This window comes from Rhodococcus sp. MurmanLake-1 (genome assembly GCF_056945715.1).
Genome location: NZ_JBWZNF010000001.1, coordinates 1,155,388 through 1,175,853, shown reverse-complemented (window position 1 = coordinate 1,175,853; position 20,466 = coordinate 1,155,388). Strand labels below are relative to the sequence as shown.

Below are 20,466 nucleotides of genomic sequence, written 5' to 3'. Positions count from 1 at the left end.
GGTGGTACTCCTCGATTGTGTTGCTCAGCTGAAACGGACGGCGGGAACGCCACAGGTGGACAGGTATTTCTGAGTGCGCTGTGCGATGGGCAGCGGTGTGTCGGGATGGCAGGGATACATGTCCTGCTCGACGATCGCGAACACGTCGATGCCGAGCTTCTCGATGGCCTCCAGAAGCGGTGGCATGTCCGGGATTCCGCGCGGTGGTTCGATCATCGCGCCGAGTTTGACCGCTTCGCCGAACGGCAGGTCCTCCGCCTCCACCTTGGCGACGATCGCCGGATCCACCTGCTTGAGGTGCAGGTACCCGATGCGCTCCGGATGCTTGTTGATGATGGCCAGGTTGTCGCCGCCACAGTAGCTGATGTGGCCGGTATCGAGGCACAGGTTCACGAAACGCTCGTCTGTACCTTCGAGGAACTTGTAGACGTTGTCCTCGATGTCGACATGGCTGTCGGCATGAGGGTGGTACTGCGCCATGACGCCGTACTCCTCGAGCATCGCCTTGCCGAGAGCGTTCATGCCGTCGGTTTTCTTGCGCCACTGCTCGGGAGTCAGATTTCGATCTTCGAGTACTTCTCCGGTGGAAGGATCGCGCCACATCTCGGGGATGACGACTACGTGCTTGCCACCGACGGCTGCGGTCAACTTGGCGACGTCCTTGATCTGATTCCAGACGGCATCCCAGGAATCGTCCTGGTGCAGGTGTTCGAAAACGGTACCGGCCGAAAGCTTGAGGCCGCGTGCTCCGAGTTCGTCAGTCAGCTTGGCTGGATCGGTCGGAAGGTATCCGAACGGGCCGAGTTCGATCCATTCGTATCCCGACGCGGACACCTCGTCGAGGAATCGTGTGTACGGGGTCTGCTGAGGGTCGTCCGGAAACCACACACCCCAGGAGTCGGGGGCTGATCCGACGCGAATCGCGCTCATGTCTAGATTCCTTTCGCGGGCAAGCTTTTTGGGGTGTGTCTGTGCGGAAATTTCATTCGGATGGACGTAGATACGGTCGCTGGATCTTCTTCCAGGACTCGTAGGTTGTCCGGGCGTTCTTGGTCGATTCCAGTTCGGAGGTAGCCGATACCGGTACATCCCACCAGGATTCGCTGTCCGGGGCGCCGATCAGCGGATCGGTTTCGACGTGGATGACCGTGCTGGTGTCGCTTGCTTTGGCGACTTTGATCGCGTCGGCGAACTCGGCGGCGGTGTTGGCGCGGATGACGTCGACACCGAGGCTGGCGGCGTTCGCGGCCAGATCGACCGGGAGAACACCTCCGTCGAGACGTCCGTCATTCGAGCGGTAGCGGTACTGCGTGCCGAAGCGCTGGGAACCCAGCGACTCGGACAGCGAACCGATGGAGGCAAATCCGTGATTCTGCACCAGGACGACGATGACCTTGAGGCGTTCCTGTACGGCGGTGACCAATTCGGTGGCCATCATCAGATAGGAACCGTCGCCGACCATCACGAACACGTCGCGATCGGGGCACGCCATGCGGACGCCTAGACCGCCGGCAACTTCGTATCCCATGCACGAGTACCCGTATTCGACGTGATACCCCTTGGGATCACGGGTTCGCCACAGCTTGTGGAGGTCACCCGGCATGGACCCGGCAGCGCACACGACGACGTCACGTGGATCGGACAGAGTGTTGACCAGGCCGATCACCTGATTCTGATTCAGTGACCCGTCGGCAGCGGGTTCGGCTGGGTTGTAGACGGATTCGACGATCGCATCCCAATCGCGAGCGAGTTCACCGATCCTGGACGCGTATTCGTCGTCCACCCGGTAGTCGTTCAGTGCGATCGCCAGCGCGTCGAGTGCCTCACGTGCGTCGGCGACCACGCTGACTCCGCCCTGCTTCACGGAGTCCAGTGAAGCGACGTTGATGTTGACGAAGCGAACGTCGGGATTGGTGAATGCGGTGCGGGACGCGCTCGTGAAATCGCTGTACCGCGTGCCGATTCCGATGACGACGTCCGCCTCGGTAGCCAGTGCGTTCGCAGCCGTAGTGCCGGTGGACCCCACCGCCCCGACGGATTGTGGGTGGTCGTAGACCAATGAACCTTTGCCGGCCTGGCTCTGCCCCACGGGGATTCCGGTCTGCGCGCAGAACGCTGCCAGAGAGTCGGTGGCCTGGCTGTAGATCACGCCGCCGCCGGCGACGATCAGTGGCTTGCGAGCCGAGCGGATGATCGCGGCGGCGCGTTCGATCACCGATCGCTCGGGGAGCGGGCGGGCCACGTGCCACACCCGTTCGGCGAAGAAGGACTCGGGCCAGTCGAAAGCCTCGGCCTGCACGTCCTGCGGGATGGCGATGGTGACTGCGCCGGTCTCGACGGGATCAGTGAGAACGCGCATCCCGGCGAGCAGAGCGCTCGGCAACTGCTCCGGGCGCCATACCCGATCGAAGTATCGTGAGACCGGCTTGAAAGCGTCGTTGACTGTGACGTCGCCGCTCGACGGGAGTTCGAGTTCCTGTAAGACGGGGGCACTGGCGCGGGTCGCGAAAGTGTCTGCGGGAAGGAGTAATACAGGTAGACGGTTGATGGTGGCCAGTGCCGCGCCGGTGATCATATTGGTGGCACCGGGGCCGACGCTGGACGAGACTGCCCACGTCTGCAGGCGGTCCTTCATGCGGGCGTGCGCGACAGCCGAGTGCACCATCGCCTGTTCATTGCGGCCGAGCACGTAGGGGAGTGTCGGCTCACGGCCGGCATCGAGATCCTGGATCTCGGCCTGCAAGAGTGCCTGCCCCAGTCCGGCGACGTTGCCGTGCCCGAAGATTCCGAAGCAGCCGGCAAACAGCTTGGTGCGCTGGCCGTCGCGTTCGGTGTACTGGTTGGCGAGGAAGCGGACGACAGCTTGAGAAACGGTGAGGTATACGGTCGGCTCGTCGCGAGGTAGACGATTGCCGGTTGCGTTGTTGGTGGGTGCCACAGCTTTCACTTCCGTCAGTTGTGGGACTGCAACGGCAGTCGAGGGTCGATGTCCTGGTGATCCCAGCTTCCACGCAGCCAGGTGTGTTGCGGATCGTCACAGATGTTCCACGCCCGGATCTCGCCCGAACCTGCCATGACGTTGAGGTAGTACATGTGGTGGCCCGGCGCTGCGATGGACGGGCCGTGATAGCCGTGCGGCACGAGGACGACGTCGCCCGAGCGGACTTCCTCGAGCACCTCGATAGGTCTCTCGGCGGTTCCGTACACGCGGTGGTAGCCGAACCCTTCGGTCCCGGTGGGGCTTCGGTCGATCTCGAAGTAGTAGATCTCTTCCAGGGCCGATTCGACGTCGCTGTTCTCGTCGTGCTTGTGGCTGGGATACGACGACCAGTTCCCGCCGGGGGTGATGACCTCACACGCGATGATGGAGTCTGCCTCGAAAGTGTCTGCGGTGGCGAAGTTGTGAACCTGTCGGCTGCAGTTACCGGCACCGCGGAGTTCGACGGCAACTCCTGATGCGGGACCGTAGCGATGGGGGAGCTTTGCGCCGGCGCGCGCTCCGCACAGGGCGAAGCGGCCTCCACCTGCGCTGGCCACTGTGTAGTCGGAATCGCGTCCTATGTAGGCGAAGTCGCTCGGTCCGTCGAAGACCGACGCGCGGCCGGTCAGGGCGATCTCCGTCCCCTCGGCAACGATCACGGCCGAACCCGACAGTGGAACGACGACTATCTCGTTCTCGCCGGACTGCAGGTGGACGCTCGCGCCGGGGGCGAGTTCGAGTGTCCACAAGCTGGATTCGGCCCACCCGGCGGACTCCGGCGTGACCACTGTCGTGAAATCACCGTCGGCGGACGATCCGGCGGGGACGTAGTACTTGCTGAACATCTTGCTCCTGCCAGGTCGGTTCTAGTGGACGAGCTTGACTGCGGTGTCGACGGCCGCGGTCACGTCGCCGTCCGGTGGGTAGAGCAGCGCGCGCCCGACGATCAGTCCGCGCACGGACGGCAGCTGAAGGGCAGCGCCCCACTTCGCGTACGTTTCTTCCGGCGCGATCTGCGGATCGCCGCCCAGGAGCAGCGTCGGGAGGGTGGTCGCATCCATGACGCGTTCCATCTCGTCGACGACCGGCAGTTTCATCCACGTATACGCCGAGGTGGAGCCGAGACCTTGGGAGATGTGGATGGACTTGATGACGGCGTCGGGGCTGAGATCGTTGACCACCTTGCCGTTGACGCGACTGGAGAGGAACGGCTCGAGCATCGCGATCAGTCCGGCCGCGGCCAGTTCGTCAACGGCCTCGGCACATGCCGTCATGGTGGGCAGGGTGCCCGCGTCGTCGAGGGCGATGCGCAGCAGCATCTTTCCGCCGTTCATTCCGAACTTCGCGGTGCCCGCCGCGGTATATCCGGTCATGCGGTCGTCGAGTTCGAAGCTCGCGCCCGCCAGGCCGCCGCGGTTCATCGACGAGAAGACGACCTTGTCCTCGAGGGCCCCGAGGAGGAGCAGATCGTCGAGAATGTCCGCGGTACCGAGAACGCCGTCGACTCCGGGATTGTCGAGCGCCGTGCGTAATCTGTCGAGCAGATCGGTACGACTGTTCATCGCTGTCGGCTTGCCGCCGACAGAGAGTGCCCCACGCGCTGGATGATCGGCAGCGACGATCATCAGTCGTCCGTTGCCTCGAACGGTGGCGCGAGGAGTTCTTGCTGCCCAGGACTTTTCGATGATCTGCGGATCGCTCGCACGCAGTTCCGTCACGTCGGCGTAGGTGGTGGCGAGGGGGCGGGCGGCGAGCTTGTCAGACATTGACTGCCTCCGTGGCTGTGGCTTCGGCGAGATCGTGGACTTCTTCAGCGGTTGGCATCGCAGTGGAGCATTCGAGCCGAGATGCGACTATCGCACCGGCCGCGTTGGCATAGCGCAGTACCTTCTCCAGTGGCCACCCGGCCAACAGTCCGTGGCACAGTGATCCGCCGAAGCTGTCGCCAGCGCCCAGCCCGTTGACCACGTCGACGGCATTGGGCGGCACGGTGATCGATTGCTTTCGTGTTTTGCCGAGGACACCCTTCGGGCCCTGCTTCACGATCGCCAGTTCGACTCCGAGGTCGAGAAGCGCGTCAGCGGCCTTGTTCGGGTTGGTCTCACCGACCGCGATCTCGCACTCTTCGCGGTTTCCGACGGCTACCGTCACGTGCGCGAGAGCGCGCTGCACCTGAGTGGTCGCTTCTTGGGGTGTCGACCAGAACATCGGGCGGTAGTCCAGATCGAGGACCGTCAGCGGGCGTCGTTCGCGGGCTTCCCAAGCAGCGAAGTGTGCACTGCGACTCGGTTCTTCGGACAGTCCCGTCACAGTCGACCAGTAGAGGGATGCTCCTCGAACGGCGTCGAGGTCGATATCGTCCGGGGTGATCCGAAGATCGGGCGCATGCGGCTTGCGGTAGAAGTACAGCGGGAAGTCGTCAGGGGGGAAGATCTCGCAGAACGTCACCGGTGTCGGGTACTCGGAATTGGTGACGACAAACCTGTTGTCGACGCCCAGACGTGCCAACTCGCGTGTGACGAACTTTCCGAAGGGATCGCTGCCTACGCCGGAGATCAGTGCTGCTCGCCGGCCGAGGCGTGCAGCCGCCACCGAGACGTTTGCTGCGCTGCCGCCGAGAAACTTGCCGAAGGTCTCGACGTCTTCGAGTCCGACACCGGTTTGAAGTGGGTAGATGTCCACCCCCGATCGGCCGATGGCAAGCACGTCGAATGGTGCGTCAGGGATGTGTGACCCGCTCTGGTGAGTGTTGATGCTTGTCAAGACTGACTCCCGAGAGTTCGTGGTGGGCTGCCCGCGCAGGGCACCGTTGTATGACTGAAACTGTGCGCCGCGACACAGCGATTGTCAATAGTTTGTCTGGACATTATGACTTGCGGTCAAGTGAATGTTAGTGTTCGCATACACTGCCGAGAGAAGTAGCGCCGATACGGCGCCTTCCCAAGACAGATCGGAGTTGACCGTGGTCGCAGCACTCGCCGTCGAGTTGGACCGCTCGAGCCCGGTGCCGCTGTATTTTCAGCTGGCCCAGGCAATCGAGGGCGCTATTCTCGGTGGCGAACTTGCCCCAGGTGATCGCTTCGAGAACGAACTGGCGTTGGCCAAACGGCTCAATCTCTCACGTCCGACCACTCGACGTGCGATCCAGGAACTGGTGGACAAGGGCCTACTTGTTCGTAAGCGGGGAGTCGGAACTCAGGTGGTGCAAAGTCCGGTGCACCGCCCGGTCGAGCTCACCAGCCTGTTCGACGACCTTGCGAGGGCCGGCCAGGCGCCGACGACCAAGCTGCTCGAGTTCACGGTGGGAGTTCCCGCCGAGGACGTTGCCGCGGAACTCAACCTCGAACCTGACGCCGAAGTGGCCACCATCAGGCGTCTGCGAAGCACCAACGGTGAACCGCTGGCAGTGATGACCAACTACATTCCGGTGGACATCGCACCCGATCCCGAGGAGTTGGAGACGCAAGGGCTGTACCAAACCTTGCGAACTCGCGGCGTTCACATCCGTGTGGCGCGGCAGCGAATCGGCGCTCGGGCGGCGACTCGCGAAGAAGCAGGATTGCTCGACGAGAAAGTGGGTGCTGCCCTCTTGACCATGAGCCGCACTGCATTTGACGATTCAGGTAGTGCCGTCGAGTACGGCAGCCACTGCTACCGAGCGTCGCGTTACTACTTCGACACCACCGTGGTCGACCGCTAGACCTCGATCCCGGTGACACGAGTACCCGCCTGACCGAGTCAGTGGGGGTGATTTGTGATCCCAGCATTTCTGCGATCCTTCGATCATTTGACCCGAACGGAGCCTCATGACAGGCATTTCAGTAGCAGTTGCCGGATTCGGATGGATGGGCCGCGTACACACGCAGGCGTATCTGCGTCTGCGGCAGCACTATCCCCAGCTTCCCGTGATCCGCCTGGCCGCCGTCGCCGACGAGGTGCCTGGCCGAGGGGAGGAAGCAGCGGACCAATTCGGTTTCGAAGCTTTCACCCAGGATTGGCGCGATATCGCAGCCGATCCGGCCATCGACGCGGTGAGCATCACGGCCCCGAACTTCTTGCACCGTGAAATCGGCGTCGCAATGGCAGAGGCCGGCAAACACATCTGGATCGAGAAGCCCGTCGGCTTGTCCACGGAAGACGCCAAAGCTGTTGCCGCAGCAGTCTCGAAGGCCGGTGTGCAGTCGACCGTCGGCTTCAACTACCGAAACGCGCCGGCTGTAGCCCTGGCAAAAAGCCTGATCGACTCAGGGGAGTTGGGCACGATCACGCACTCGCGATTTCGTTTCCTCAGCGACTATGCGGCCCACCCTGAAGGCGCTTTGAGTTGGCGATACGAGCGTGAGCGCGGCGGCGCCGGCGTCCTGGGCGACTTGGCTTCGCACGGCATCGATCTGATTCGTCATCTTCTCGGTGACGTCGACGCTCTCGTTGCTGATACTGCGATCTTCATCCCGGAGCGTGCGCGTCCGTCCGCCGCTACCAGTGGACATGCCCGAGCCAGCGGCGGGGAGATGGGAGCTGTCGAGAACGAAGACTTCGTCAGCGCACTGCTGCGGCTCGGCTCGGGCGGTCGCTGCACACTCGAAGCGTGCCGCGTCGCCGTGGGAGAGCAGAACAACTACGGATTCGAGATTCACGGTACGAAGGGTGCCGTGTTCTGGGATTACCGCCGGATGGGTGAACTGGGCACCAGCCTCGGCTCGAAGTATCAGGACCAATCCGTCACGACGGTTTTGGTCGGCCCCGAGTCGGGAGAGTTCGGCCGCTTCCAACCAGGCGCGGCCAACGCCATGGGTTATGACGACCTGAAGGTCATCGAGGCTCGCAATTTCGTCTCCTCGATCGTGGACGGAGCGCCGCAGGGCGCGACCATCGCTGATGCTGTCGCGTCGGCGCAGGCTCTGGACGCGATGGTTGCCTCGGTCTCCTCCGGTGGCTGGATTTCTCTCGGCTGATCGAGAATTGCTCCGAAAGGCTCTGGCGCAGTGACATTTCCCCGCGGACTGGCGTTGCTGGTGGCAGCAGCGCTGTTCATGGAGATGCTCGATGCGACGATTCTCGCAACCGCACTGCCGTCGATCGCCCAATCCTTCGGAGTTGACGCCGTCGACGTCAATGTCGCCGTTTCTTCGTACCTCCTGGTGTTGGCCGTCCTGATCCCGGCGAGCGGATGGATGGCCGACAGGTTCGGAACGCGACGTGTCTTCATCTCTGCCATAGCCGTTTTCACGGCGGCGTCGGTGGGATGTGCACTGAGCACCTCCCTCCCGATGCTGGTGGGGATGCGCGCACTACAAGGGGTAGGCGGCGCCATGATGGTGCCGGTAGGGCGGCTCGCAGTATTGCGGGTGACGTCGAAGGCAGAACTCGTACGGGCTATCGCTTACTTGACGTGGCCGGCGCTCACAGCGCCGGTTCTTGCGCCCGCTGTGGGTGGAGCCATCGTGTCGATCGCTTCGTGGCGCTGGATCTTTCTGATCAACGTTCCGATCGGGATCGTCGGGTTTCTGCTGGCATTGCGCATGGTGCCCGACATTCGGCAAACACAGAAACGGAGCCTCGACTGGCTGGGATTGGTGGTGATCGGAGCAGGCGTCGCAGTGCTTGTCGTGGCGCTCGACAGCGTGCACAGTGCCGGAACCGACTGGCTACGAGTGGGCCTCGGGATCATTGCGGCTCTGATCTTGTTGAGCTTGGCCGTCATTCACCTCATCCGGTCGGATCACCCGCTCATCGCGCTCCGCGTCCTCCGACTTCGATCGTTTCGGCTCGTCGCGTCGAGCGGCTCGCTGTACCGGCTCGTGATCATGGGCGTGCCGTTTGTGCTGCCGTTGTTGTTCCAAGTGGGATTCGGAATGTCGGCGTTCAAGGCCGGTCTGCTGGTGATGGTTCTGTTCGCGGGGAATATCGCGATCAAACCGCTCACCACTCCGCTCATGCGTAGATTCGGGATCAGACGAGTTCTGGTGGGAAACGGAGTTCTGTCGGTGGTGTGCTTCGGTGCGCTGGTACTGATCTCGTCGACGACACCGGACGTCGTTATCGCTGTTGCACTGTTTGTCAGTGGCGCGTTGCGATCCATCGGGTTCACCGCGTACAACAGCTTGGCGTTCGCCGACGTCGACTCGGGTGAGCTGACCGATGCAAATACTCTGCATGCAACGCTGCAAGAGTTGGCATCCGGTCTGGGTATTGCACTGTCCGCGTTGGTGATCACGCTCTGCACACCGTTGGCGGAGTCGGAGGATCTGAGCGGCGGAGTGCCGTTTTCTCTGACGCTGGGTGTTCTCGGGGCCATGCTGGTGCCGACGGTGATCGAGAGTTGGCGGCTCCCACGCGATACAGGTGCTGTGGTGTTGGTGCGCCGATAATGAAGCGTCTTCCGCCACCTTCATCATAACGCGGGACCCGGGGCTTGCGGCAAGGCCCCGGTGATGGTGCACACTCGTCTGCTGCGAGCAAGCAAAAGCCTTGCCCGAAGGAGGGGATCGCATGAGTGACGTCATCATTGTCGGTGCTGGACCAACTGGATTGATGCTGGCAGGTGAGCTCCGGCTACAGGGCGTCGATGTCGTCGTCGTGGACAAGGACGAGGAGCCGACTCAGTTCGTCCGTGCCCTCGGCATCCATGTGCGCAGCATCGAAATCATGGAGCAGCGCGGGTTGCTGGACAAGTTCCTCGCGCACGGCCGCAAGTATCCGCTCGGTGGATTCTTCGCGGGGATCAGCAAGCCGGCACCCGCGCACCTTGATACTGCGCACGGGTACGTACTGGGAATACCTCAGCCCGAGATCGACAGGATTCTTGCCGAACATGCCACCGAAGTCGGCGCGGAAATTCAGCGAGGGAAGCGTGTCGTCGCAATCCGTCAAGACGCCGACAAGGTCACAGCGGAATTATCCGACGGCACAACACTTCACGCGCGTTACCTCGTGGGCTGCGACGGCGGCCGCAGCACTGTTCGGAAGCTGATCGACGTCGGGTTTCCCGGCGAGCCGTCGAGCGCCGACACGTTGATCGGCGAAATGGACGTGACCATGCCGGCTGATGAACTGGCCGCCGTTGTCGCCGAAATCCGGGAAACGCACAAACGATTCGGAGTCGGTCCCGCCGGCAATGGTGCTTTTCGTGTCGTGGTCCCTGCAGCCGAAGTTGCCGACGGTCGCGCAACACCGACCACCCTCGACGACATCAAACAACAGCTACTGGCCATTGCCGGTACCGACTTCGGTGTGCACTCGCCGCGGTGGCTCTCGCGCTTCGGCGACGCCACCCGTCTGGCGGAGCACTACCGGCGCGACCGGGTGTTTCTCGCCGGCGACGCCGCACACATCCACCCACCGATGGGCGGTCAAGGTCTCAATCTCGGTGTGCAGGACGCCTTCAACCTCGGCTGGAAGCTCGCCGCCGAGATCAACGGCTGGGCACCGGAGGGCCTGCTCGACACGTACGAATCGGAACGGCGTCCGGTGGCTGCCGACGTGCTGGACAACACGCGCGCCCAGGCCGAGTTGATCTCCACCGCTGCCGGACCACAAGCGGTGCGGCGCTTGATCTCCGAGCTGATGGAATTCGAAGACGTCAAGCGCTATTTGACCGAGAAGATCACTGCGATCTCGATTCGCTACGACTTCGGCGAAGGCGACGACCTACTCGGTCGGAGGCTGCGGAACATCGCGTTGACGCGCGGCAACCTGTACGACCTGATGCGATCCGGCCGCGGACTTCTTCTCGACCAGGGTGGCCAACTGTCCGTCGATGGTTGGAGCGATCGCGCCGACCATATCGTTGACACAAGCACTGAATTGGAAGCTCCGGCTGTCCTGCTTCGGCCGGACGGTCATGTGGCATGGATCGGGGATGCGCAGGCGGAGTTGGATACTCAGCTGTCCACATGGTTCGGCCGGTCGGCGAGGGACCGCGCGTGACGCTTCGATTTCGGTAACCGAGCACCGTGACACCTCGGGTGCACTACCGTTGCCGTTTATGGGACAAGGATTGGGGCAGATCGCGCCCGCGGCCTTGATCGCCGTCGGAGTGCTGATACTCACGGGCTGCACGACCAATGTCGATGTGCCGAAGACATTTGCTGCCACATTGACGGTGACCGGTCAGGCAGAGCAAGTCGAGGCCGGCTCTGGAGAGTGCGTGATCGACTCGATCCGTGTCGCTCCGAACGACCAGATTCAAATTTTCGGGGGCAGTGGCGCTGCGTCCGTCAGGTCGACACTCGAGGTCGAGGCAATCGATCAACTTCCTGACGGAATGAGCACGTGCTCCTACACCGCACATTTTGATGCCGTCCCCGCAAACCAGAAAAACTACGAGGTGAGCTTGGGCCGCTTTTCCCCGAAGTCGTTCAGCTCGGACGAGTTGGAAAACGGTGTCACCTATCAACTGCGCCGGCCCTGACCGAACCAGTTCTCCCTCACCCGAATTCTCGAACAGTAGCGATCCCTGTACTGCACGTCGAAAAAACCCATACAGCATGTTGTATCCGGCGCGACTTTCAGTCAGCGTGCTTGGCGGTCCCTTCGCCTCCCCGCTGTCGAGCCTTACCGGGATTGATGTGGAGCCGAACACCCTCATAGGTGACTGTGTACGGCACATCGTCATCGTTGTCCGGGTCGCCGGAGTCCGCAGGATCCGGCAGTTCCGCGATCTGTTCGATGACCGTCTGTGCTCGCGCCGCACCAGGATCGAACATTTCCTGAAACGGCCCCACGAACGAGCCACCGAGTCCGCGGCGCTTCGCCCGAACAGCCGCCCACCCGAACGTCGCCAACGGGCCGATCATGGCGAACAGCACTAACAAGTCCCACCCCATGCTTCGAGCGTACCGACCGATCGGCATTAAGCGGCCCAAGTCTCTTCAGCGCTGCCGTCCCTCAGCTCATTCGTCTCGCTGACTGTGCCTTCAGTAGATCGGCCAGTCGATCAGGTGAGATCCGCTCGCGAACCGCTTCCGTCACGAGTTCGGCCTGCGTCTGAGGCGCGAGGCCGTCGATCGGTTGGTCTCGGTCCAGATTGGTCGGGAAGGCGTAGCCCTCGGCCGAGGCGGCGACGGCGCACCGAACTGCCTCGTCGGACCCCGCCTCGCTGAGAGCGAGCAGTGCCGGATAGATCGCGTTGACGAGTGCCTCCCGGTCGATGGTTCCGAGGGCTCGACCGAAGGCCGACGACACCTGGAGAAGATTTGCCATACGCAGGACGTCCGCGGACTTGTTGTGGCCTGCCGCGTGGAACAGCGCTGGGTTGAAGAAGACGGCATCTCCCTTCTTCAAAGGTAATTGGACGTAGTTGGCTTCGAAGAACTCCTTGAACTCGGGACGCTCGAACGCGAGGTATCCGGCTTCGAATTGCTGGGAGTACGGCAGATACTTGGTCGGGCCCGTCTCGGCCGGCATATCCACGTGGGCGACTGCACCTTGCAAGGTGAGGGCAGGGGTCAAGCGGTGAACATGCGCCCGAAACTTCGCGGCTACGTCGCTCGACATGAAACCGAGGTGGTAGTCGCGATGTGGATTCTGTGCGGCGCCACCGGGATTGACGACGTTGACGTCCGACGTCACCTGATACATGGGGCCGAGCCACGCTTCCGAAGCCAAAGCGACAATGCTGTTTGCGTAGTAGTCGACGTAAGCCTTGGGATCTTCGAGCGCCAACTTCAGTTGTGCGCCCCAGATTCGGTCATTGGCACCAGGTTTGGCGAAGTGATCTCCGGACGCTGCACCGGATTCGTGTTGGCGTGCAATGAGTTCACGGAAGACCGCGCTGGCGCGATCCAGTATCTCCGCGTCGAATGCGCCTTGAAAGACTGTGATGCCGGGGCCGGTGAGTAACGCCCGGGCGATCTCGTCTTGGATCTCGGCCCGGGTTTCAGGATTCGACGATTGCTCTACCAATGCTTCGGAGCGGTACAGAAGAACCCCGTCGGCCACTGAATCGGCGTACGGGTAATCGGCAAGGTCGGTGTCGTGCGCGACCAAAGCGGCGAAGTCGTCGATGTTGCAGTCTTCTCGGTGCAACCTACCTGCGGACGGCACGGTGTGGTCGGTCAGTGATGGAGTCATTCGGGGCCTTTCCTGCGGTGTTCAAGATGCGCTGTACCTCAAAGACTGCCAAGGAGAACCCATCGAAACTACCCCTGAAATCCATCAAAAAGACATCAGAAACTTTCCCCCACGGGCTCGACCGAGACAGTTGCCCCCGCGGAGTGCATCGACTTGATCACGGCAGCTGCCACGAGATTTGCCCGCAGGCCGTCCGCGGCTGTGGCCAACGTCGACGGTCTTCCGGTGCTCAATGCGTCGATCCACTCTTGAAGTTGGCGGCGATACGACTCGGCAAAACGCGGAATCCAATCCGCCGCATAGCCGTACGAGTGGGATCGATCCGCGTCGGTGTGGATGACCACCGGTTCGGCGAGACGAGCGGCGCCGATTTCGCCCACGACCTCGCACCGAGTGTCGTAGCCGTACCGCGCGTTGAGAAAGACCTCGACCGTGGTGAGAACGCCGTCGGCGGTGCGCAGCATGATTATCTGCGGATCCTGGCGATCGGTCACCAGCGAACTCGAGCGCCCGCAGTGCCAGCTGGCTGCGACGACGGGAGAGTTCAAGATCCACGGCACGATGTCGAGTTCGTGAATCGCGGAGTTGGTCACCGTGGATTCCGAGCTGCCACCCGGGTAGGCGCTGACAGTGCGACTCGAGCAGTGCACGATCAGTGGGTCACCGATACGACCGGAATGTGTTTCGGCCTTCAGCGCCACGTATCCCGGATCGAAGCGGCGCATGAATCCGACGCTCACAAGGGGGCTTTCGGGGTTCTCGGCCGCAGCGACGAGTCGGCAGTCCTCTGCTGTCACTGCGAGGGGCTTTTCACACAGAACCGGTTTTCCGGCTTCGACAGCAGCAAGCGTGAGGTCGGCATGCGTTGAATCATGGGAAGCGATGACTACGGCGTCCACACCGGCGTCGTTGATCAGTTTCAACGGATCGGTCACCCACCGTGCGCCGACTGCGGACGCTACGGACTTTGCTCGCTCTTGATCGAGGTCTGCAACCACAGAGACCGTTGCCCCGGAGACCGTGGAGTGGAGATTGCGGACGTGGTCGGCGCCCATGACGCCGGTTCCGATCACACCGACCCGAATCGACATGAGGTTCCTACTTCCAGAGGATTGAAACGGACAACCTAATGTCCTTACATATTTCGAGATTCGACTCTACAGTTCGAGGCATGACTTCTTCTACAGTTCTGGAACTCCCTCGCACCCGGGTCCCCGATCCGGTCGACGCTCCGACTTTGCGCTGGGGGATCCTCGGGCCTGGCTGGATTGCACAACGCTTCGTGGAGTCACTGCAGAGAAATACAGCGCAGGAAGTCACGGTCGTCGCTTCGCGCGGACTCACCCGCGCTCAGGCCTTCGCGGACAATTGGGGGATCGGACGCGCTCACGGTAGCTACGACGCTTTGCTTGCCTCCGAGGATGTGGACGTCGTCTATGTCGCAACACCGCACACTGCCCATTTCGATTGCGCGATGGCGGCATTGGATCACGGCAAGCATGTCGTGATCGAAAAGCCGCTGGCTTTGAACGCAGCGCAGGGACGGGCGATTCAGGAGCGGGCGGCTGCGCTCGGACTGTTTTGCATGGAGGCGATGTGGACGTCGTTTCTGCCCAAGTTCGACGTGATCGACCAGATCCTCGAGGCGGGGCTGCTGGGAACCATACGTACGGTTCTGGCCGATCACGGCGAACGGTTCGAGACCGATCATCGTATCTACGATCCAGCGCTTGCGGGTGGGCCACTTCTCGACCTCGGGACCTATCCGGTCAGTCTCGCGTATCGGGTATTGGGTGTTCCTACTGCGGTTGCTGCCCTGGGCGAGCCGGCGAATGACATGGTGAACGGCCAGATCTCAGCGGTTCTGTCCTGGGCAGGCATTGCTCAGGCCAGTCTGAACACCACGATCCTTGCTGACACGCCCAACACGGCCTCGATCTGCGGCGACAAGGGGATGATCGTTCTGGACTCGACGTTCTACCGGCCCGGGGCCTTCACTGTCCGGCTAGGTGACGGAAGATCTGCGCGCTACGACGATCCGGTCGACGGATACGTCGGAGGTCTCGCGTTCGAGGCGGCCGAGGCGGCGCGGCGGATCACCGCCGGGGATATCGAGTCGCCGGTCCATCCGCTCGACGCGGCCATTGCGACGCTCGACATCCTCGACGAGATCCGCCGTCAGGTGGGGATCACGTTCCCGGGTGAGGGCTAGAGCGTAAAGGCCTTCCGGAAAGCAGTGAGTGCGGTGTCACTGTCGCCGGATGCCCAGCCCTCCAAACCGATCGTGCCGGTGTAACCCTGGTCGGCGAGCACGCGTGCGATGGCGGGGTAGTTGATCTCGCCGGTTCCGGGTTCGCATCGGCCGGGTACGTCGGCCACCTGAATCTCGCCGATGTTGTCACCACAACGCCGCACGAGTTCGATGAGGTTTCCTTCGCCGATCTGTGCGTGGTAGAGGTCGAGCATCATCTTGAGGTTGGGGTGTGAGACGGATTCCACCAGTGCCAGAGTGTCTTTGGCGCGGGCCATCGGTACGCCGGGGTGATCGACGATCGTATTGAGATTCTCGAGGCAGAAGACGACTCCGGCTTCTTCGCCCAGTCTCGCGATCTTCTCGAGCGCGCGTTGGGCGGTCAGCCACATCGCTCCCGTAGTTCGATACTGCGGGCGCGCAGCCTGTCCGTCGATGAGCTCGCCGGTATGGAAGTTCAGCCGGGGAACGCCGAGTTTCGCTGCCGGAGCGAGGCATAGCGCCGCTGTGCGTACCAGTTCGGCGCTGCCGGCTTCGTCGAACAAATCGCCGTGGAGATAGCCGGTCATCGAGGAGAACCGAGCTCCGGTGGCGACCAGAGCATCGAGGTCCTTGTCTTGCCAACTCCAGATCTCAGCTGCGAACCCCGCCTCCGAGATCCGCCGAACACGCTCGACGACAGGGAGTTCGGTGAACGTCATCTCGGCAGAGACCGCCAAATCGAAGGGGCTCACTGCGGCACCGCCAGCAATGATACGGGCAGTCCGGTTTCCACGGATTCCTTTGCGGCCAATGCAATTTCCAGCGCATTGCGGGCATCCAGACCGTCGACCGACGGCGCGCTGCCGGAGCGGATGCAGTCTGCGAAGTGCGCCAGTTGGGCGACATAGGCGTCGTGAAACAGTTCGATGTTCACCCGAGGTGTGTCGGCCAGAACGCCCGGTGAGCTGTAATGACGCATCGCGGTCCGCGTGACCTCGCCTGCACTCACCATTCCACCGGAACCGAAAACTTCGCCGCGAACGTCGTAACCGTAGGTGGCTTGGAAGTTGGCCTCGGCCGACGCGAGGGCGCCGTTGTCGAAGCGCAACTGAACCATCGACGTGTCGAGGTGCCCCTGCTCCTTGTACTGCGGATGGATGAGAGCATCGGCCTGCGCGAACACCTCGACGACGCGTGCCCCGGGGTTGAGCCAGAGCAGAGCGTCGAAGTCGTGAATCAGTGTCTCGTTGAAGATCGTCCACGGCTTGACTCGGGAGGCGACGTCGGCGGTGATTCCTGGGTCGCGGGTCAGAGAACGAAGTAGCTGTGGGGTTCCGATCCCGCCGGCGGTGATCACGTCGTGGGCCGCGGTGAAGTCGGCGGCGAAGCGCCGGTTGAAACCGACTTGCAGCGCAACGTTGTTCGCGGCACATGCGCCGATCGCGCGATCGGCGTCCTCGAGTGTCAAGGCCATCGGCTTTTCGCAGAAGACATGTTTGCCGGCCTCCGCGGCGGCCACCACGAGATCGGTGTGAGTTGATGCGGGCGTGCTGATGAGCACCGCTTCGACAGTCGGATCGGCAATCAGCTCAAGGGCGTCGGTGTACGCGCGGGCGTCGGGACTGACACGTTCGATCAACGACGCCGCAGCGCCGGGCGCAGGATCGGCGACGGCGACGAGACGGGTGCCGGAGATACGCAGCGCGACGGACTCGCCGTGGAAGCGGCCGATCCATCCGGCGCCGATGAGACCGACTGCAACAGAGGCAGACATGGGGGCTCCGTTCGGAGTGAGAATGAGGAACTAGATCGTTCTAGTCCATGCCAGTAAAGCGCCGGATGCGGCGCGCGTCAATGCTTCGGTGCTAATTCGCTGGAACGATCTAGTCTGTGGAGGTGAACAGTCGACGCCCCACCTTGCAAGACGTAGCAGACCTGGCCGGTGTGTCACGCGCTCTGGTGTCCATCGTCATTCGTGATGTCCCAGGTGCCAGCGATGCGACGCGGGTACGGGTCAAGGCGGCCGCGGACGAACTCGGCTATCGACCCGACAACGCGGCGCGACTGCTGCGCCAACATCGCAGCCGCCTGATCGGTGTCAGTTACGTTGCGGCGCAAACATTTCACGCGGAGCTGCTCGACGAAATCTATGTGGCCGCCGAACGGTCGCGCTACGACGTCGTCCTCAGTGCGGTCTCGGAGCGACGGCCGGATTCTCGTGCAACGCGGACCCTGCTCGACGACCGGTGTGAGGCGATCTTGCTGTTGGGTTCACAGGCGCCGGAAGCAGAGATCGTCGACCTGGCCGACAAGGTTCCCGTTGTCGTAATCGCGCGGAAGATGTCGTCAGTGCACGTGGATGTTGTCCGAACAGATGACGAGGCGGGCGCGGTGATGGCCGTGAATCACCTTGTCGAACTCGGGCACCGCTCGATCGCCCACGTCGACGGCGGGCGAGGCCCGGGCGCCCAGGAACGGCGTCAGGGCTACCGCAAGGCCATGCGAGCGGCAGGTCTGGAGCCGAGAATTCTTCCTGGCGGTCTCACGGAGGAGTTCGGCGCAGCTGCCGCCAGGTCGATGGTCGAGGGTGGGTTACCCGGGGCGGTCTTCGCTTTCAACGATCGCTGCGCGCTCGGAGTTCTCGACGTCTTCCTGCGTGCCGGGATCTCAGTGCCTGGCGACGTTTCCGTGATCGGATTCGACAACAGTGCATTGGCAGGTTTGGCGCACATCGATCTGACCAGTGTCGGGCAGGACACGGCGTTTCTGGGCGGCGCCGCGGTGGAGCGGATCTCCGAACGCCTCGACGGCGGAAGTGGGCCATTGGGCAAGGACATTGTCGCGCAGCCACAACTGGTGGTTCGAGGTTCAACTGGACCCGCAGGGCATTGACCTGCAGTTTCGACTTCAATCAGTTTGTTCGGTCTTTGATAAGCAGTCCTAATGTCAGAACAAACTATTGACATTCGACTGTGACGGGTATTACATCTTTCACATACAACCGAGCACCATCCGTTCGCGGGCCGTTGGTTGATGTCGAGAGGGAGTTCACATGTCGTTTCTCACGGGACGCAAGAGCGTTGCCGTACTGGCCGGAGCCTCAGTCGTGGTCTTGGGTCTGGCCGCCTGTTCAAGCACCGGCGGAAAGCCGGATTCTTCCGGATCCGGAATGGGCGCGGGTACGGCGGACACGCCCCGCGCCACCATTGCGATGATCACTCACGAAGTTCCCGGTGACACGTTCTGGGATCTGGTGCGCAAGGGAGCCGAAACCGCAGCGGCCAAGGACAACATCGAGCTTCGGTACTCCGCCGATCCCGAGGCGCCGAATCAGGCCAACTTGGTTCAGAGTGCGATCGACAGCAAGGTCGACGGGATTGCCGTGACCCTCGCGAAGCCCGACGCCATGGTTGCCGCGGTCCAAAGTGCCACCGCCGCGGGCATTCCGGTGGTCGCCCTCAACTCGGGCCTCGAGACCTGGAAGGACATGGGCGTCAAGGAGTACTTCGGTCAGGACGAGTCGATTGCCGGTGAAGCTGCCGGCGAGCGACTCAACACCGAAGGTGCCACCAAGGTGTTGTGCGTCATTCAGGAGCAGGGCAACGTGAGCCTCGAATCACGTTGTGCCGGAGTGAAGAAGTCGTTCAAGGGAACGACGGAGATTCTCAACGTCAACGGCAAGGACATGCCGTCGGTGGAATCGACCATCACCGCGAAACTTCAACAGGACCCGGCAATCGATCGAGTTCTCGCACTCGGTGCTCCGTTTGCCTTGACGTCCGTGACGTCGGTCGGCAATGCGGGCAGCAAGGCGAAGGTCGTCACTTTCGACACCAACGCGGCGCTCGTCGACGCCATCAAATCCGGTGACGTGCAGTGGGCAGTGGACCAGCAACCCTTCCTGCAGGGCTACCTCGCCATCGATTCGCTGTGGCTTTACCTCAACAACGGCAACGTGATCGGTGGCGGCTTGCCGACCCTGACCGGACCCGCGTTCATCGACAACACCAACATCGACTCGGTCGCCGAGTACGCCAAGAACGGAACTCGCTGATCCGGGCGCACGGAGGGCTGAGAGTCCGCCCTCCGTGCGCCTGTCCAGCACGGAAGGGAAATCATGTCCACTAAGGCAGATCTCGACCTTGCCGCCCACAAAGTCGTGACCGATGAACGGGTGAAGGAGCAAAAGCGCATTCAGCGCCTACTGCTCCGCCCGGAGATGGGTTCACTTGTCGGCGCCATCGCCATCTTCATCTTCTTCTGTATCGTCGCGGCACCGTTCCGTACGCCGGAAGCGCTTGCGACAGTGCTCTACTCCAGCTCCACGATCGGCATCATGGCTTGCGCGGTCGCCCTGCTCATGATCGGCGGCGAGTTCGACCTATCCGCCGGCGTCGCAGTCACCACGTCCTCGCTCGCCGCGTCGATGATCGCCTACAACCTGCACCTCAATCTGTGGGTGGGTGCGATTCTGGCGCTCGTCGTTTCGCTCGCAGTCGGATTCTTCAACGGCTACCTCGTCATGAAGACGAAGATTCCCAGCTTCCTCATCACCCTGAGCTCGTTCCTGATGTTGACCGGAATCAACCTGGCCGTCACCAAGCTCGTGAGTGGTCAGGTTGCCACACCCAGCGTCTCCGACATGGCCGGATTCGATTCCGCGAAAAAGGTATTCGCGTCGTCGTTCTCGGTCTTCGGGGTGTCCGTCAAGATCACGGTCGTGTGGTGGCTGCTGTTCACCGCGATTGCAACATTTGTTTTGTTCAAGACCAAGATCGGCAACTGGATCTTCGCGGTCGGCGGCAATCAGGACAGTGCCCGCGCGATCGGTGTGCCGGTGACCGCAGTCAAGATCGGTTTGTTCATGACCGTCGGCTTTGCTGCCTGGTTCGTGGGCATGCATCTGCTGTTCTCGTTCAATACCGTTCAGTCCGGTCAGGGTGTCGGTAACGAGTTCCTGTACATCATCGCCGCAGTCATCGGCGGTTGTTTGCTCACCGGTGGTTACGGAACCGCGATCGGCGCTGCGATCGGCGCATTCATCTTCGGTATGACCAACCAGGGCATCGTCTACGCAGGCTGGAACCCGGACTGGTTCAAGTTCTTCCTCGGCGCCATGCTGCTGTTCGCGGTCATCGCCAACAACGCATTCCGCAACTACGCTGCGAAAAGGTGACAC

At 62.2% G+C, this 20,466-nt stretch carries 19 protein-coding genes; 9 read left to right on the top strand and 10 right to left on the bottom strand.

Translation table 11 applies throughout. From position 1 onward, the window contains the following. Positions 1 to 24: 24 nt before the first annotated feature. Genes AC2ETI_RS05420 through iolC form a run of 5 tightly spaced genes read right to left on the bottom strand, consistent with a single transcriptional unit; the run spans position 25 to position 5,743 of the window. On the bottom strand, positions 25 to 930 hold the full coding sequence (locus tag AC2ETI_RS05420; RefSeq protein ID WP_069145857.1) for a sugar phosphate isomerase/epimerase family protein: 906 nt from the start codon (positions 928 to 930) through the stop codon (positions 25 to 27). A gap of 52 nt (positions 931 to 982) precedes the next feature. Next, complete coding sequence (gene iolD / locus AC2ETI_RS05415; protein WP_046379854.1) at positions 983 to 2,938, bottom strand: 3D-(3,5/4)-trihydroxycyclohexane-1,2-dione acylhydrolase (decyclizing); 1,956 nt, start codon at positions 2,936 to 2,938, stop codon at positions 983 to 985. 14 nt (positions 2,939 to 2,952) lie between these two features. Beyond that, complete coding sequence (gene iolB, locus AC2ETI_RS05410) at positions 2,953 to 3,825, bottom strand: 5-deoxy-glucuronate isomerase (RefSeq protein ID WP_195791093.1); 873 nt, start codon at positions 3,823 to 3,825, stop codon at positions 2,953 to 2,955. 21 nt (positions 3,826 to 3,846) lie between these two features. After that, positions 3,847 to 4,746: a Cgl0159 family (beta/alpha)8-fold protein gene (locus AC2ETI_RS05405; RefSeq protein WP_133728409.1), complete on the bottom strand. Its 900-nt coding sequence runs from the start codon at positions 4,744 to 4,746 to the stop codon at positions 3,847 to 3,849. Next, positions 4,739 to 5,743: a 5-dehydro-2-deoxygluconokinase gene (gene iolC / locus AC2ETI_RS05400; RefSeq protein WP_211917075.1), complete on the bottom strand. Its 1,005-nt coding sequence runs from the start codon at positions 5,741 to 5,743 to the stop codon at positions 4,739 to 4,741. Before iolC ends, AC2ETI_RS05405 begins: the two co-directional genes overlap by 8 nt. A 199-nt stretch (positions 5,744 to 5,942) precedes the next feature. Between iolC and AC2ETI_RS05395 the strand changes: the two genes are divergently transcribed. From AC2ETI_RS05395 to AC2ETI_RS05375, 5 genes are all read left to right on the top strand, one after another. Then, positions 5,943 to 6,680, top strand: a complete 738-nt coding sequence (locus AC2ETI_RS05395) for a GntR family transcriptional regulator (RefSeq protein ID WP_003941006.1) — start codon at positions 5,943 to 5,945, stop codon at positions 6,678 to 6,680. A gap of 106 nt (positions 6,681 to 6,786) precedes the next feature. After that, on the top strand, positions 6,787 to 7,935 hold the full coding sequence (locus AC2ETI_RS05390; RefSeq protein ID WP_046378299.1) for a Gfo/Idh/MocA family protein: 1,149 nt from the start codon (positions 6,787 to 6,789) through the stop codon (positions 7,933 to 7,935). A gap of 30 nt (positions 7,936 to 7,965) precedes the next feature. Further along, a complete protein-coding gene (locus tag AC2ETI_RS05385) occupies positions 7,966 to 9,351 on the top strand; it encodes an MFS transporter (RefSeq protein WP_322742364.1) in 1,386 nt (461 codons plus the stop codon). A gap of 121 nt (positions 9,352 to 9,472) precedes the next feature. Continuing rightward, positions 9,473 to 10,909, top strand: coding sequence for a rifampin monooxygenase Iri (iri, locus tag AC2ETI_RS05380; RefSeq protein WP_153213019.1), 1,437 nt, complete (start codon positions 9,473 to 9,475; stop codon positions 10,907 to 10,909). A gap of 58 nt (positions 10,910 to 10,967) precedes the next feature. Further along, positions 10,968 to 11,393 carry a hypothetical protein gene (locus AC2ETI_RS05375; RefSeq protein ID WP_029254990.1) on the top strand — a complete coding sequence of 142 codons (426 nt, stop codon included), beginning with the start codon at positions 10,968 to 10,970 and terminating at the stop codon, positions 11,391 to 11,393. A 97-nt stretch (positions 11,394 to 11,490) separates the two neighbouring features. On the opposite strand, the gene AC2ETI_RS05370 is transcribed toward AC2ETI_RS05375, so the two are convergent. From AC2ETI_RS05370 to AC2ETI_RS05360, 3 genes are all read right to left on the bottom strand, one after another. Continuing rightward, a complete protein-coding gene (locus AC2ETI_RS05370; RefSeq protein ID WP_228118192.1) occupies positions 11,491 to 11,808 on the bottom strand; it encodes a hypothetical protein in 318 nt (105 codons plus the stop codon). 61 nt (positions 11,809 to 11,869) lie between these two features. Next, entirely contained in the window at positions 11,870 to 13,054 is a 1,185-nt protein-coding gene (locus AC2ETI_RS05365) for a phytanoyl-CoA dioxygenase family protein (protein WP_060938838.1), read from the bottom strand. Between the two features lie 95 nt (positions 13,055 to 13,149). After that, positions 13,150 to 14,145 (bottom strand): Gfo/Idh/MocA family oxidoreductase, encoded by a 996-nt coding sequence (locus AC2ETI_RS05360; protein WP_069145862.1) that lies wholly within the window; start codon positions 14,143 to 14,145, stop codon positions 13,150 to 13,152. Positions 14,146 to 14,225: 80 nt separating this feature from the next. Here AC2ETI_RS05360 and AC2ETI_RS05355 point away from each other — a divergent pair, with 80 nt between their 5' ends. After that, complete coding sequence (locus AC2ETI_RS05355; RefSeq protein ID WP_483633634.1) at positions 14,226 to 15,266, top strand: Gfo/Idh/MocA family protein; 1,041 nt, start codon at positions 14,226 to 14,228, stop codon at positions 15,264 to 15,266. Here AC2ETI_RS05355 and AC2ETI_RS05350 read toward each other — a convergent pair. After that, positions 15,263 to 16,039: a TIM barrel protein gene (locus tag AC2ETI_RS05350; RefSeq protein WP_081098366.1), complete on the bottom strand. Its 777-nt coding sequence runs from the start codon at positions 16,037 to 16,039 to the stop codon at positions 15,263 to 15,265. The two genes, AC2ETI_RS05355 and AC2ETI_RS05350, sit on opposite strands and share 4 nt — an antisense overlap. Then, positions 16,036 to 17,061: a Gfo/Idh/MocA family oxidoreductase gene (locus AC2ETI_RS05345; protein ID WP_483633633.1), complete on the bottom strand. Its 1,026-nt coding sequence runs from the start codon at positions 17,059 to 17,061 to the stop codon at positions 16,036 to 16,038. The genes AC2ETI_RS05350 and AC2ETI_RS05345 overlap by 4 nt, the downstream gene beginning before the upstream one ends. Before the next feature lie 116 nt (positions 17,062 to 17,177). Between AC2ETI_RS05345 and AC2ETI_RS05340 the strand changes: the two genes are divergently transcribed. From AC2ETI_RS05340 to AC2ETI_RS05330, 3 genes are all read left to right on the top strand, one after another. After that, entirely contained in the window at positions 17,178 to 18,179 is a 1,002-nt protein-coding gene (locus tag AC2ETI_RS05340; RefSeq protein ID WP_019747686.1) for a LacI family DNA-binding transcriptional regulator, read from the top strand. Between the two features lie 160 nt (positions 18,180 to 18,339). After that, a complete protein-coding gene (locus AC2ETI_RS05335) occupies positions 18,340 to 19,341 on the top strand; it encodes a substrate-binding domain-containing protein (RefSeq protein WP_007727338.1) in 1,002 nt (333 codons plus the stop codon). Positions 19,342 to 19,404: 63 nt separating this feature from the next. Then, on the top strand, positions 19,405 to 20,463 hold the full coding sequence (locus AC2ETI_RS05330) for an ABC transporter permease (protein ID WP_483633632.1): 1,059 nt from the start codon (positions 19,405 to 19,407) through the stop codon (positions 20,461 to 20,463). Positions 20,464 to 20,466: the final 3 nt, after the last annotated feature.

What these genes read in the sequence shown, in the direction of transcription:
- AC2ETI_RS05360 (WP_069145862.1), bottom strand. Translation starts at nt 14,145, where the DNA reads ATGTCGATTCGGGTCGGTGTGATCGGAACCGGCGTCATGGGCGCCGAC.
- AC2ETI_RS05355 (WP_483633634.1), top strand. Translation starts at nt 14,226, where the DNA reads ATGACTTCTTCTACAGTTCTGGAACTCCCTCGCACCCGGGTCCCCGAT.
- iolB (WP_195791093.1), bottom strand. Translation starts at nt 3,825, where the DNA reads ATGTTCAGCAAGTACTACGTCCCCGCCGGATCGTCCGCCGACGGTGAT.
- AC2ETI_RS05345 (WP_483633633.1), bottom strand. Translation starts at nt 17,061, where the DNA reads ATGTCTGCCTCTGTTGCAGTCGGTCTCATCGGCGCCGGATGGATCGGC.
- AC2ETI_RS05420 (WP_069145857.1), bottom strand. Translation starts at nt 930, where the DNA reads ATGAGCGCGATTCGCGTCGGATCAGCCCCCGACTCCTGGGGTGTGTGG.
- AC2ETI_RS05335 (WP_007727338.1), top strand. Translation starts at nt 18,340, where the DNA reads ATGTCGTTTCTCACGGGACGCAAGAGCGTTGCCGTACTGGCCGGAGCC.
- AC2ETI_RS05375 (WP_029254990.1), top strand. Translation starts at nt 10,968, where the DNA reads ATGGGACAAGGATTGGGGCAGATCGCGCCCGCGGCCTTGATCGCCGTC.
- AC2ETI_RS05390 (WP_046378299.1), top strand. Translation starts at nt 6,787, where the DNA reads ATGACAGGCATTTCAGTAGCAGTTGCCGGATTCGGATGGATGGGCCGC.
- AC2ETI_RS05330 (WP_483633632.1), top strand. Translation starts at nt 19,405, where the DNA reads ATGTCCACTAAGGCAGATCTCGACCTTGCCGCCCACAAAGTCGTGACC.
- AC2ETI_RS05370 (WP_228118192.1), bottom strand. Translation starts at nt 11,808, where the DNA reads ATGGGGTGGGACTTGTTAGTGCTGTTCGCCATGATCGGCCCGTTGGCG.
- AC2ETI_RS05405 (WP_133728409.1), bottom strand. Translation starts at nt 4,746, where the DNA reads ATGTCTGACAAGCTCGCCGCCCGCCCCCTCGCCACCACCTACGCCGAC.
- iri (WP_153213019.1), top strand. Translation starts at nt 9,473, where the DNA reads ATGAGTGACGTCATCATTGTCGGTGCTGGACCAACTGGATTGATGCTG.
- AC2ETI_RS05365 (WP_060938838.1), bottom strand. Translation starts at nt 13,054, where the DNA reads ATGACTCCATCACTGACCGACCACACCGTGCCGTCCGCAGGTAGGTTG.